Genomic DNA, 13,848 nt, shown 5'->3' on the forward strand with positions numbered 1-13,848 from the left:
TCTGGGGTTATAACCCCAGGTTTTAACCTGGGGAGTAGACGCGAGGTATCGCGTCTATACTAAGCCGAAATTTCTAACATCCTTTTCAGCGCCTTATACGCCGGCACACGGATGGATTCTTCTAAATTGATTTCAGGTAATTCGTAGTACAAGGCATTGTACAACTTCTCCAAGGTATTCATTTTCATGTAAGGACATTCCGAACAAGCACAGGTGTTTTGCTCATTCGCCGGTGCTGGAATCAAATGCTTATGCGGTACAGATTGCTTCATTTTGTGCATGATGCCTGCCTCGGTAGCTACAATGAACGTAGAGTTTGAAGAGGTTTCCACGTATTTCAACAAGGCCGTCGTCGAGCCAACGTAATCCGCTTCTTTCAAGATGATTTCCTTGCATTCTGGGTGGGCGATCAACAAAGCGTCTGGGTATTCCTTTTTCAAGGCCGCTAATTTCTCTAAGGAAATGTCGATGTGCACCATGCAAGCGCCTTCCCAAAGAATCAATTCCCGACCGGTTTTGTGTGCCACGTAGCGACCTAAATTCGCATCCGGTGCGAAGATGATTTCACGATCCGCTGGAATTGACTCGACGATTTGGACCGCATTGGATGAGGTACAAATGATGTCGGTCATGGCCTTGATTTCGGCTGAGCAGTTGATGTATGAAACAACAATTGCATCGGGATGAGCTGCTTTTAATGCCGCAAATTCCGAAGCTGGAACCGAATCCGCTAAAGAACATCCCGCGTTGAAGTCCGGAACCACTACTTTTTTTGAAGGGTTTAGGATTTTAGCTGTTTCACCCATGAAATGCACGCCACAGAAGACGATTAAATCTGCCTCTGTTTTTTCAGCGGCTTGGGACAAACCGAGGGAATCGCCAACATAATCAGCTAATTCCTGGATTTCACCATCCACATAATAATGTGCTAAAATCACCGCGTTTTTCTCCTTTTTCAGGCGCTGGATTTCGGTAATTAACTCAACACCTTTGGGGGTGGAGCGGGCGATGTAGCCAACTGATGTTGCTTCTTCTATTAGATTCATTTCGCTTTGAGGCTAAGGTCTAAACTTTTCACTTGGTGGGTTAAGGCACCCACGGAAATATAATCAACCCCTGTTTCGCCATAGGCGCGGAGTGTTTTTTCATTGATTCCACCGGAGGCTTCGGTTACGAACCGACCGTCAATTTTCCGGATAGCAGCGCGGAGGCGATCGGGGCTGAAATTGTCCAACATGATTCGTTGGACGCCACCGATGGCCAAAACCTGGTCTAATTCGTCTTCGTTGCGCACTTCGATTTCAATGGCTAAAGGTTCTGGTAAGGACGCATTGTAGGTAAATGCTTTTTCTAATGCCGCTTGGATTCCACCTGCAAAGTCGACGTGATTGTCTTTGATGAGGATCATGTCGAACAAACCATAGCGGTGATTTACTGCGCCACCAATCTTGCAGGCCCATTTTTCCGCCAAACGGAAGTTGGGCGTCGTTTTCCGCGTATCCAACAATTTGGCACGCGTACCTTCTAAAATATTGACTAATGAGCGCGTGTATGTCGCGATTCCCGACATCCTTTGCATGCAGTTCAGTACCAAACGTTCCGCTTTTAAAATGGATTGGGAGGAACCTGTTACTTCCAAAACGACTTGACCCGGTTCGATCCAAATGCCATCGTGGATGAAGACTTTCACCTGCAAGGACGCGTCCACTTCCTTGAAAATCGCCAAAGATAATTCTACCCCAGCGAGAATTCCGCGGTCTTTCACCAACAATTGTGCTGTACCATTCGCATCAGCAGGGACGGTGGAAAGGGAGGTATGATCTCCATCGCCAATGTCCTCAGCGAGGGCAGCTTGGATAAAAGCTTGTACGTAAGTGGGCGCTAAATAATTGAACATGTCGATTTTTTGGAAAGGCAAATTTACGAAAATTCCATTCCGAATTGATTTCTAAGAAAATTATCCTATTTTTGCTACTTATCATGCAAAAGAAGGTAAACGTATTTCATTTATTGTTGTTTATGCCCGTGCTGTTTTGGCTCGTGGCTAAACCAATATCGTTCGTTAAGGCCGACCAAGCAAAGGTAAAAACGGAGAAACAGCAAAAGACGATTCAAGTCGCTGAACAGCATGTTTACCAAACAAGCTCTAGTACCCAACTCGATTTTCCGCAGGATTTTGTATTCCCTAGCCTTCACGTAATCATCGCGAAGGTTTCTTCTACAGCCATTAAATTGCCTTCGGTGGTCCATCGGACGCAATTTATGCGCATTTTATTAACTCAATTTATTGCCACACTGGCGCCGTGAAATCAGTCGCTAGTCACTAGTCGCTAGTCACTAGTCGCTAGTCGTCAGCCGCTAGTCAAATGACCAACGTCTAATGTCTAATGTCTAACGTCTAAAGTCTAACGACTATTATTTACAATTTTTTATTTACAATTTAACTTAAAGTTATGCGTTACAAAAGTGCCGTTATTTGGCTGTCTACGATTATTTCAGCCTTATGTATTTTCTTCCTATCGTTTACATGGAAGTCAAACCAATTAAAAGATCAAGCAATTCAATATGCGACTACAGCCGATGGTAAGGTAGATGCAGCGAAGCGTTTGCATTTCATTGATTCCCTTTGGAAGCAACCGGTTTACATCGGATATACCTTACAAGAAGTTACGCAATATGCCTTGCAAAAAGGTCTTGACTTAGAAGGTGGTTTACACGCGGTTTTGGAGGTTTCTCCAGTAGAAATCTTGCGTGCCCTTTCTGGACAATCCAACGACCCGAATTTCGAGAAGGCTTTAGCAGAGGCAAGTGCTGCACAAGCGACTTCGACGTCATCGTTTAATGAGTTGTTCTACGAGGCATTTGCTCGTATTGCTCCGAAACAATCGTTGGCATCTGTATTCTCAAACTCGGTAAACCGTGGAAAAATTTCTTCTACTTCATCAGATGCGCAAGTGAAGCGTGTGATTGATGCGGAGATTGACGGTGCTGTGGATCGTGTTTACAAGATTATCCAAGCGCGTATCGATAAATTTGGTGTTGCGAATCCAAACATCCAACGTTTGCCAGGTTCAAACCGTATTCAAGTAGAATTGCCAGGGGTAGAGAACCCAGAGCGTGCACGTAAATTATTATCAGGTGCAGCGAAATTAGAATTTGTTGAGTGTTATGAATTGAACGAATATGGTGCAGGTTTAAATGCCTTAGGCGCGATTTTAGAGCGTGAGGCGAAGGCTCCAGCAGTAGCAGCTACAGCAGCAGCTCCAGCAGCGAAAGATACAGCAGCGAATGCATTGGCATCTCAATTAGCAGCTCCAGCGAAAGATTCTGCAGGTAAAGCGAAGGCAGATACGTCAGGTTCAGCCTTGACGAAATTGTTTATCCAAATGGGTAATGGTATCGGTGTATACGTAAAAGATACAGCGCGTGTGAATGCATTGTTCCGTCGTGCAGATGTGAAAGGTTTCTTCCCAGCGAATTTGAAATTTGCTTGGGCAGCGAAAGGTGTTCCTGCAACGAATGGCGATGAGATCTTAGCATTAGAAGCATTGAAACAAGCGGAAGGCCAAAAGGCTCCTTTGGAAGGTGATGTGATTACAGATGCTGCACAAGATTTTGACCAAACAGGTCGTGCAGAAGTAACGATGTCCATGAACGGAACAGGTGCTCGCATCTGGAAAAACTTGACAGGCGCGAACATCGGTCGTCGCATTGCGATTGTATTGGATGGTTATGTGTATTCTGCTCCGGTTATCAACGGTGAGATTCCAGGTGGTCGTTCTTCGATCTCAGGTAGCTTCACGGTAGAAGAAGCAAAAGATTTAGCGAACGTATTGAAAGCAGGTAAATTGCCAGCTCCTACACGTATCGTGGAAGATGCATTCGTAGGTCCATCATTGGGTGCGGAGGCGATCAACCAAGGCTATATGTCGATGTTATTAGGTTTGTTATTGGTTATCGTGTTCATGGTCGGTTACTATGGCGCTCCAGGATGGATGGCGAATTTGGCCTTGTTCTTCAACGTATTCTTCATCGCGGGTGTATTGGTTCAAATCCAAGCAGCTTTGACTTTGCCAGGTATCGCGGGTATCGTGTTGACATTGGGTATGGCGGTAGATGCCAACGTATTGATCAACGAACGTATTCGTGAGGAATTACACAAAGGAAAAGGTTTATTGGAAGCCATCAATGTTGGTTACGAGAAAGCATTAAGCGCGATTTTGGATGGTAACATCACGACAGTATTGATCGGGGTGATTTTGATCATCTTCGGTTCAGGTTCTGTGAAAGGATTTGGGGTAACACTTTGTATCGGTTTGGTTACGTCGGTATTCTCTGCAGTTTACATCTCACATTTATTGGTGAATTGGATGGCAAAACGTGCGATCAAAGCTGGTAAAGAGAAGGAAATGACGTTTGAGACATTCATCTCACGTGATTTGTTCAAAGGCATGAACTTTGATTTCATCGGAAAACGTAAGTATTCATACTGGTTCTCTTGGTTGTTAATCGCTGCAGGTGCTATCGTTGTGATTATGCAAGGTGGTTTCAACTTAGGTGTTGACTTCAAAGGTGGACGTTCGTATGTGGTTGAGTTTAACCAAGCAGTTCCTACGGATAAAGTAAAAGAAGCTTTGGCAGATGATTTCGGTGGAAAAGGTGTTGAGGTGAAGACTTTCAACGGTCCTACGAAATTGAAGGTGACTACTTCTTATTTAGTAGAAGATGAGTCGATTGTTGCGAACAACACGGTTCGTACGGCATTGGAAACAGGATTGAAGGATTTCGCTGCAAATGCTCCAAAAGTAGTTTCTGAGTCGAAAGTAGGTGCGACCGTAGCAGATGATATCTTGATGCAATCGTTTGTATCGATTTTCTACGCCTTGATCGCGATCTTTATCTACATCTTGATTCGTTTCCGTAAATGGCAATATTCATTAGGCGGTATTGTTGCCTTGTTACACGATACATTAGTAGTATTGGGTATGGTCGGTATCGTTCGTTTGTTCGGTTTCGAATTGGAAATTGACCAAGTATTCATCGCGGCGGTCTTGACGGTGATTGGTTATTCAATTAACGATACCGTGGTCGTATTTGACCGTATTCGTGAGGAAATTGGTGTGAATCCAGATTTGGGTAATAAGGCCTTGATGATCAAAACAATCAATGAGTCAATTAACCATACGATGTCACGTACAGTAATGACGGCAACAACGGTATTCTTGGTAGTAACGGTGTTGTTGATTTTCGGTGGTGATGTATTACGTGGATTCTCATTCGCGATGTTCGTCGGGGTTGTATTTGGTGCATATTCTTCTATTTTTGTAGCGGCGCCAATCGTAATCGACCTAGGAACATCTTCGAAACCAAAGAAATAAGTTCTCATGCCGGTTGCTCGAAAGGGTGACCGGCATTTATATATTCCAACAAATTAATCAACTATGAACAACAGTATCTGGAGAAAGAAACCCATGCACATGTTTGAGCAAGACATGCAAAAAAGCGAGCTCAAACGCGTATTGGGAAAATGGAGCCTAACGGCGATTGGTATCGGTGCGATTATTGGTGGGGGTGTTTTTGTATTAACAGGAACAGCCGCGCATTTTCACGCAGGACCTGCCTTAGCGATTTCATTCATTATTGCAGGTATCGGCTGTATTTTTGCCGCGCTTTGCTATGCCGAATTTGCGGCGATGTTACCAGTAGAGGGTAGTGCCTATGCCTATGCTTACGGAACCGTAGGTGAATTATTTGCCTGGATTATCGGTTGGGGACTAATCCTCGAGTACGCCATGGGTGCGATGACGGTTGCGGTATCGTGGTCGGGCTATTTCAATAAACTCTTACATCTCTTTGGGATACATTTACCTGCCAACTTAACCAATGACCCGGTGTCATTTGGTGGGGCTTCGGTTAATTTACCAGCTTTGGTGATTGTTTGGTTTGTGACTTGGATCTTGGTTAAAGGGATCAAAGAGGCAGCGAGTGCGAACAATTTAATCGTGGTATTGAAAGTAGCGGTGATCTTGTTTGTGATCATCATGGGTGCGTTTTACATTGATGTGGCCAACTGGACTCCATTCATTCCGGAGGAAACATTGGTACAACATGAGAATGGAGAGATGTTGCCTGCGTATGGATGGGGTGGTATCATCTCAGGTGCATCGGCGATTTTCTTTGCATACATTGGATTTGATGCGGTGTCTACCCAAGCGGGTGAGGCAATCAATCCGAAGAAAGATATGCCATTCGCGATCATTGCTTCCTTGTTGATCTGTACTGTATTGTACATCGCGGTATCTTTGGTATTAACAGGTATGATTAACTACAAGAACATTACGGGTGATGCGTTAAAAGCGCCAGTTGCCTATGCATTTGATGTTGCGGGTCAGCCTTGGGCGGTATTTGTGATTACAGCAGCAGCGACAGCAGGTTTGCTTTCGGTGATGTTGGTGATGATGTTGGGCCAAACGCGTGTCTTCTTAGGCATGGCGAAAGATGGTTTATTGCCAAAGTTCTTTGCGGAGGTACACCCTACGTTTAAGACACCTTGGAAATCGACGATTTTGGTCGGAGCTGTGGTTTCAATCGTAGCCGGTTTTACTCCAATTTCATTATTGGGTGATATGACGAGTTTTGGTACCTTATTTGCCTTTACGATGGTATGTTTAGCGGTATGGATTTTACGTTTCCGTGATCCAAACCGTGATCGTCCATTTAAGGTTTCAGGATTGAACATCGTGGCTCCTTTGGGAATCTTGGTGAATACCTTTTTGATTTTGAATTTAGGTCGGACAGCCCAAATCTTCGCTTTAGCGTGGTTGGTGTTCGGTTTGGTGGTCTACTTCTTGTACGGCCGACCGAAGTCGCACTTGAATACGAGAGAGTAAATGGAAAGCCCCTGTGTAAGGGGCTTTTTTATGGGCTTTTTTCTCTTTGGCAAAGCTTCGCGCTTTGCCAAAGGTTGAGGCGCTTTTTGCGCCGATTCCCCAGACTAAAGTCTGGGGTTATAAATAACCCTAGGCTTCAGCCTAGGGATTCCAGCCGAAGGCAGGTGGGCGACATCCTATCTCTATAACCCTAGGCTTCAGCCTAGGGATTCCAGCCGAAGGCAGGTGGGCGACATCCTATCTCTATAACCCTAGGCTTTAGCCTAGGGATTCCAGCCGAAGGCTGGTGGGCGACATCCTATCTCTATAGCCCTAGGCTTCAGCCTAGGGATTTCAGCCGAAGGCTGGTGGGCGACATCCTATCTCTATAACCCTAGGCTTCAGCCTAGGGATTCCAGCCGAAGGCTGGTAGGCGAGACATTCTTCATGTTCTCAGACTTAGGTTAACTATTTGAGATTATCAGTATTAAAGGGACACATTGATAATAAATTTTATACATTTGCATTGGATTGGGTGTAGCCTGGTCGGTAGAAGAGTCAATGTTTTTCGCATTGGCTCTTTTATTTTTATCTGAGTAATATCTTTTTCAAAGGTTGAAGGATTTTCTTTGCTATAATATCAAAAGCAGGATTCAGAGCTTGTACATTTAATAGATATTTGGCTATCGGATAGGCTGTTAAATCGGCAATTTGTAAGCCAACTAAACCTTCTTTTTTATGATTGAATTTGAAGGTAATACGCAAAGAATTGAATGATTCAGCCGAGTTTTTGTAAGTTCCATTTGAAATAATTTTGGTAATATGAGAGGCTAATTTATTATCCTCTTTTTCACCTCTTTTTTCTAAAACGATAACTAACTCATTTAGATTTGTTTGATTCTTTAAATGTGAAATACATAAATCAAAGACAGAAGAAAGGCACAACTCATAGGGGTCATTTCCTAAATTTCCATATTTTTTCACGTAGTTGAATTTATTAAGGCCTACAGGAATTATCCAATATGAATGGTTCTCAAGCGTTTTATTTAGTTCTCGGTAAAATTTTAATTTAGTTTTTTCATCTAGCAAAATTTTAAATGCATTAGCACATTTTCTTATATCACGCGAGTGAAAAATAGGTGAATTATCTCGCCAAAAAAATGATTTCAATTTCGTTATTTCTGATTTTAAAATTTCATTTTCATTGTCGGATATAAGTATGCCACACAGGAGAAATATCGGAAAATGAAAGTCAATTTTGCTCAGACCATGGTCCCCGCATTCATCAATGAATAGATAGTATTTCATGATGGAAAATAATAGAATATAGGTAGGGTAAGGGTACCAGTTATCACAATATCAGCTTGTTGATTATAAGACTAAGAGTTTTAAGTTAAAACCTGTAGAGCCCCAGGTTAAAACCTGTAGATCCCCAGACTAAAGTCTGGGGTTATAAATAGCCCTAGGCTTTAGCCTAGGGATTCCAGCCGTAGGCTGGTGGGTGAATTTCATCATATTCACCGACTGTCTTCAGATCCCCAGACTGAAGTCTGCAGATCCCCAGGTTAAAACCTGTAGAGCCCCAGACTAAAGTCTGGGGTTATAAATAACCCTAGGCTTTAGCCTAGGGATTTCAGCCGAAGGCTGGTGGGCGACATCCTATCTCTATAACCCTAGGCTTCAGCCTAGGGAATCGATGCTGCGCATCTCAAACTTAGGCAAAGCGCGAAGCTTTGCCTAAGAGATAAAGGTTTGCCAAAGAGCTATTTTTGGCGTATTTTTGCAGCTTGATTTATCATTATGCAAAAGCTTGACGCGGAAATTGCCAAACGACGGACCTTTGGTATCATCTCTCACCCCGATGCGGGAAAAACAACCCTGACAGAAAAATTGCTACTCTTCGGAGGGGCCATTCAAACGGCAGGGGCCGTAAAATCGAATAAAATTAAGAAGGGGGCGACCTCCGACTTCATGGAAATCGAGCGCCAAAGAGGGATCTCGGTGGCGACGTCTGTGATGACTTTTGAGTACAATGATGTAAAAATCAACATCTTGGATACGCCGGGTCACAAGGACTTTGCGGAAGATACCTATCGGACTTTGACGGCCGTGGATTCCGTGATTTTGGTGATTGACTGCGTGAAGGGTGTCGAGGAACAAACAGAACGATTGATGGAAGTTTGTCGCATGCGCAAGACGCCTGTGATTATTTTCATCAATAAAATGGACCGTGAGGGCCAAAACCCGTTTGACCTACTGGACGAATTAGAACAGAAATTAGGCATCTCGGTGCGTCCTTTGACATGGCCGATTAATATGGGCCAAAACTTCAAAGGCGTTTACCATTTGTTGGATCGTTCCTTGAACTTGTTCTCAGCGAATAAAACGAAGATTGAAAAGAATGTCGTGTCAGTAGATATCGCAACGCCGGAATTGGATGCACGTGTGGGTGAACGTGATGCGAACCAATTGCGCGAAGATGTCGATTTGATTGAAGGGGTTTACGAAACTTTTGACAGAGAAGAATATTTAAGTGGGGAGTTGGCGCCCGTGTTTTTTGGTTCGGCGGTCAATAACTTTGGTATCCAAGAATTGTTGGATACGTTTACCAAAATCGCTCCTCCGACCCAAGCGCGTGGTACGGATGTGCGTGTGGTGGAACCCAATGAAAAGAAATTTACCGGATTCGTATTCAAGATTCACGCGAATTTGGATCCGAAACACCGTGACCGGATTGCGTTCTTACGTATTTGTTCGGGCGTGTTTCATCGCAATACATTTTACCAACATATTCGTTTGAAGAAGAACGTTCGCTTCGCGAATCCGTATAATTTCATGGCGCAGGATAAAGAGGTCGTGGAGGAAGGATTCCCGGGGGATGTAATCGGTTTATACGATACGGGTACGTTTAAAATTGGCGATACGCTGACCGAAGGGGAGGTGATGAATTACCAAGGAATCCCGAGCTTCTCGCCGGAGATTTTCAAGGAATTGATCAATTTGGATCCGATGAAATCCAAACAATTGGAAAAGGGTATCGATCAGCTCACCGACGAAGGTGTTGCCCAGTTATTTACGCAACCCCAATTAGGTAATCGGAAGATTGTGGGAACGGTGGGAGACCTGCAGTATGAGGTAATTCAATACCGTTTGGAGCATGAATACGGGGCGAAGTGTCGCTTTGATGGCATGTCGGTGACCAAAGCTTGTTGGATCACCTCCGAAGACCCGAAAAAACTTCAAGAATTCGTTCGTTTGAAGGGCCAAAACATCGCACAAGATAAGGACGGAAATTACGTGTTCTTAGCTGAATCCGATTGGATTCTTCGCATGAACCAAACGAATAATCCCGAGATTGAATTCCACTTTACGAGTGAGTTTAAGTTGGCGTAAAAGTCGTTAGATCCCCAGACTAAAGTCTGGGGTTAATTTATAACCCTAGGCTAAAGCCTAGGGACTAGACGCGAAGTATCGCGTCTCTACACTAACCCCAGATCCTTCTGAATCACCCCAACCTTCTCCTGCAAAGCAGCAAAGGTCTTGTCGAAATCGGCAGCGGATGCCAAAGGTGCATTCACCGATACATAGAACTTAATCTTCGGTTCCGTGCCCGATGGACGCGCGGAGACTTTGGAGCCGTCGGCAAGGATGAGTTGGATGACGTTGGAAGCTTCGATGCCACGGCCTACGGTGATAGGTGTTTGGATTCCAGAAACTAAATCTGTCGAAACGAGGCCTTCGTAATCTAATACGGTTACCGGTTTAGAACCCGCCACGGATGCAGGAACGTTCGAACGCAGATTGATCATCATTTGCTTGATTTCCTCGGCGCCGGCTTTGCCCTTTTTAGTTAGGGAAATTAAGCCTTCGTAATAGAAATTATTCTCAATGTACATTTCGGCTAGGAAGTCGAACAGGGATTTGCCCTGATCTTTCGCGTAAGCTGTTAATTCTGCGATCATGGCACATGAGGCCACCGCGTCTTTGTCGCGGACTGCATCGCCAATTAAATAGCCGTAGGACTCTTCGCCACCGCCGATGAACTTTTCTTTGCCCTCCAACTCGCGGATGACCTGCGCGATGTATTTAAATCCGGTCAAGGTATTGTAACACGGCACGCCTTTGGACGCACACATTTTATCAATCAAATCCGTAGTCACAATCGTTTTGGCCACAAATTCATTGCCTTTCAAATCCGTTACTTTCAATAAGTAATACAGAATCAAACTTGCCATTTGGTTACCGTTCAACAGTACCCATTCGCCATGCTGGTTTTTCACGGCTGCACCCACGCGATCCGCGTCAGGGTCCGTGGCAATCACTAAATCCGCATCGATCGCTTTGGCTTTGTTTAAGGCCAAAGTCATCGCTTCTTTTTCCTCCGGATTAGGATATACGACCGTAGGGAAATTGCCGTTGGGAATTGCTTGTTCTTCCACGACCGTTACGGCCTCAAATCCTAATAGCTCTAATGCTTTGGGCACTAAGGTAATTCCCGTTCCATGGATTGGAGAGAAGACGATTTTAAGGTCTTTTTGACGTTGGATGACGTCTGGCTTCCGACAATTATCCTTAATCGTTGTCAAATAAGCGGCATCGATGGATTCGTCCAATAAATGTAATAGGGAATCATTGCCCTCAAATTTGATGTCGGCAACGGTGGAAATGGCATTTACCTCCGCTACGATGTTCTTGTCATGCGGCGCTACGACCTGCGAGCCATCAGCCCAATAAGCTTTGTAGCCATTGTATTCTTTGGGGTTGTGGGATGCGGTGATCACCAAACCGGCTTGGCAGCCCAACTCGCGTACGGTAAACGATAGCTGCGGGGTAGGGCGCAAGGCAGGGAAGAGGTAGACCTCAATGCCATTTGCGGTGAAGATATTCGCTGCGATGCGCGTGAATTCCGGAGAATTATTGCGGGAATCGTGCGCGATAGCCACCTTGATTTTTTGCTTAGGCAGACATTTGTTCAGGTAATTCGCAAAACCTTGTGTCGCAGCACCCACGGTGTACTGATTCATGCGGTTGCAACCTACGCCCATCTCGCCGCGCATGCCGCCCGTCCCAAATTCCAGGGATTTGTAGAAGGAATCCGTCAAAGCGGTCTGTTCGCCGGCAGCGATCATCGCTTGGATTTGTGTTTTGGTTTCGGCGTCATAGGGGCCGTTTAACCATTGGTCGATGTTTGCTTGGGTAGTTGCGTCAAATGTCATATCCTAATCGCTTAAATTTCTCCAGTAAAAACGTGTTTGGCAGGGCCAATTAAAAATATTTGGGTGAATCCGTCTGTGCTGTTTCCTTCGAATTGCACGGCTAATTCACCGCCTAAAGTCTTGATTTGAATGGGGCTAGGCATGCCTTTGGTGGCATTGGATACCAAAGCCGCTGCCGTCACGCCTGTTCCGCAGGAATAGGTCTCGTCTTCCACGCCGCGCTCGTAGGTCCGAACGAAGAGGGTTTGGGGATCTAATTTCTCCACGAAATTCACGTTGGTGCCATGTTGGCCTTGATAAGCCTCCGAGTAACGGATCGCTGCGCCGATGTTCTTCACGTCGGTGAATTGCACCTGTTGGACGTAACGCACCACATGCGGCGAGCCGGTATTGGTAAAATAATCGTCATCGTGCTGGGCGATATTTGCCACATCTTGCATTTGCAAGGCTATTTTTTCAGGTGTGATATGTGCCAAATGCGGGCCATCCACCGCGATAAAATGTGCTTTTTCTTGAACGATGCCTTGGTCGGCGGCAAAGCGTACTAAACATCTGCCACCATTTCCACACATCGTACCCTCGGTACCGTCTGAATTAAAATAAACCATGCGGAAATCGTAACCCTCAGCCATTTGGAGCAACATCAAGCCATCTGCACCTATCCCAAAACGGCGGTGGCACAGCTGTGCAATCGCGGGGGTATCGAGGTTAAAAGCTTGATTTCGGTCGTCAATGATGACAAAATCGTTTCCGGTTCCTTGGTATTTGTAAAATTGCATGACCCAATTTAAGAAAAATGTGGAAAGTATCGTGCTCGAATGACGTTAAGATGATGTTTTTCGTGCCCGGCAATCATCCAACACAGCGCCCGGACGGAAATCGAATTGCCGTTGGCCTGCCCTAATTGATTCGCCTGCGTCTCTGTCAAGGAGCTCATAAACAAGACATTGGCCTTACGAACCGCTTCGTATTGTTCGATGACTTGTGCCAAAGTCTGGTTTTCATAGCCCGCTTGTTGCATGTAGGCATTCTCGTCGAAACCGGGTAGGGATTGCGTCTCTCCCCGACTGATCGCTAGGGCGCGGTAGGAAAAGATCCGTTCGGTATCGATCATGTGTCCCAAGATTTGTTTGAGGCTCCATTTGCCAGCTGAGTAGGCGTAATTGCCGTCTTGCTCTGTTAGGCCTTTGTAGATTTGCAGGATTTCAGCCGTTTGGGCTTCATATACCTCAAAGAGATTTGCATCTGCGGGGAAATCCAAGTATTCGGCGAAATAGGGTGCGTTCGGGTATTCGTAGTTGGCAGGGAAATGCATGGTGTCGATGGGTTTATTCTCTTACCTTTGGCAAACCTCAAAGGATTGCCAAAGGTACAGGGGAAAAAGGAAAATGGGAAGCATAGAACAGATAAAGCGAATCAAGAAATTGATTTTTTAGGAAAGGGATGCTGATCCGCCAAAGTCGTGATTTTCAGTTGGATAAGCGTGTTCATCTCCACGATCCCTAATTTTTTCATATTTTTTTTCACGCATCTATTGCATCCAAGCAGAATTTCCCTAATTTTGTGCCACCAATTACAAGACGGTCCGGTAGTTCAGTTGGTTAGAATACATGCCTGTCACGCATGGGGTCGCGGGTTCGAGTCCCGTCCGGACCGCCAACTAAGAGAAAAGCCTCAGAGAAATCTGAGGCTTTTTTTTGCCCCTTCCTAAATGGGGGTGCAATAAATTGGATTATCCTAATCGATTCGGATGGTTCTTATTT

Annotated in this window: 10 protein-coding genes and 1 tRNA gene; 5 read left to right on the forward strand and 6 right to left on the reverse strand. The window is 45.0% G+C overall.

Annotated elements, in window-relative coordinates; translation table 11 throughout:
• Nucleotides 1–59: 59 nt before the first annotated feature.
• Nucleotides 60–1,046 carry a quinolinate synthase NadA gene (gene nadA, locus SKC38_RS09780; RefSeq protein ID WP_377976952.1) on the reverse strand — a complete coding sequence of 329 codons (987 nt, stop codon included), beginning with the start codon at nt 1,044–1,046 and terminating at the stop codon, nt 60–62.
• Nucleotides 1,043–1,897 (reverse strand): carboxylating nicotinate-nucleotide diphosphorylase, encoded by an 855-nt coding sequence (gene nadC / locus SKC38_RS09785; RefSeq protein WP_377976953.1) that lies wholly within the window; start codon nt 1,895–1,897, stop codon nt 1,043–1,045. Before nadC ends, nadA begins: the two co-directional genes overlap by 4 nt.
• Nucleotides 1,898–1,980: 83 nt before the next feature.
• On the opposite strand from nadC, the gene SKC38_RS09790 reads away from it, so the two are divergent.
• The 3 genes from SKC38_RS09790 to SKC38_RS09800 all read left to right on the forward strand — a co-directional run bounded on the left by SKC38_RS09790 (nt 1,981) and on the right by SKC38_RS09800 (nt 6,890).
• Nucleotides 1,981–2,307 (forward strand): hypothetical protein, encoded by a 327-nt coding sequence (locus SKC38_RS09790; RefSeq protein WP_377976954.1) that lies wholly within the window; start codon nt 1,981–1,983, stop codon nt 2,305–2,307.
• A 146-nt stretch (nt 2,308–2,453) separates the two neighbouring features.
• Entirely contained in the window at nt 2,454–5,378 is a 2,925-nt protein-coding gene (gene secDF / locus SKC38_RS09795) for a protein translocase subunit SecDF (RefSeq protein ID WP_377976955.1), read from the forward strand.
• 63 nt (nt 5,379–5,441) lie between these two features.
• On the forward strand, nt 5,442–6,890 hold the full coding sequence (locus tag SKC38_RS09800; RefSeq protein WP_377976956.1) for an APC family permease: 1,449 nt from the start codon (nt 5,442–5,444) through the stop codon (nt 6,888–6,890).
• 567 nt (nt 6,891–7,457) lie between these two features.
• Here SKC38_RS09800 and SKC38_RS09805 read toward each other — a convergent pair.
• Nucleotides 7,458–8,177 (reverse strand): DUF3800 domain-containing protein, encoded by a 720-nt coding sequence (locus SKC38_RS09805; RefSeq protein ID WP_377976957.1) that lies wholly within the window; start codon nt 8,175–8,177, stop codon nt 7,458–7,460.
• Between the two features lie 492 nt (nt 8,178–8,669).
• On the opposite strand from SKC38_RS09805, the gene SKC38_RS09810 reads away from it, so the two are divergent.
• Nucleotides 8,670–10,262, forward strand: coding sequence for a peptide chain release factor 3 (locus tag SKC38_RS09810; protein ID WP_377976958.1), 1,593 nt, complete (start codon nt 8,670–8,672; stop codon nt 10,260–10,262).
• An 86-nt stretch (nt 10,263–10,348) separates the two neighbouring features.
• On the opposite strand, the gene SKC38_RS09815 is transcribed toward SKC38_RS09810, so the two are convergent.
• From SKC38_RS09815 to SKC38_RS09825, 3 genes are read right to left on the reverse strand one after another with little or no spacing between them, the layout of a single operon-like run.
• Nucleotides 10,349–12,085 carry a phospho-sugar mutase gene (locus SKC38_RS09815; RefSeq protein WP_377976959.1) on the reverse strand — a complete coding sequence of 579 codons (1,737 nt, stop codon included), beginning with the start codon at nt 12,083–12,085 and terminating at the stop codon, nt 10,349–10,351.
• Nucleotides 12,086–12,096: 11 nt separating this feature from the next.
• Nucleotides 12,097–12,864 (reverse strand): diaminopimelate epimerase, encoded by a 768-nt coding sequence (dapF, locus tag SKC38_RS09820; protein WP_377976960.1) that lies wholly within the window; start codon nt 12,862–12,864, stop codon nt 12,097–12,099.
• 8 nt (nt 12,865–12,872) lie between these two features.
• Complete coding sequence (locus SKC38_RS09825) at nt 12,873–13,400, reverse strand: DinB family protein (protein WP_377976961.1); 528 nt, start codon at nt 13,398–13,400, stop codon at nt 12,873–12,875.
• A 267-nt stretch (nt 13,401–13,667) separates the two neighbouring features.
• Between SKC38_RS09825 and SKC38_RS09830 the strand changes: the two genes are divergently transcribed.
• Nucleotides 13,668–13,744, forward strand: a tRNA-Asp gene (locus tag SKC38_RS09830).
• Nucleotides 13,745–13,848: the final 104 nt, after the last annotated feature.

Source organism: Aquirufa echingensis (assembly GCF_042714525.1).
GTDB classification, from domain to species: Bacteria; Bacteroidota; Bacteroidia; order Cytophagales; family Spirosomataceae; genus Aquirufa; species Aquirufa echingensis.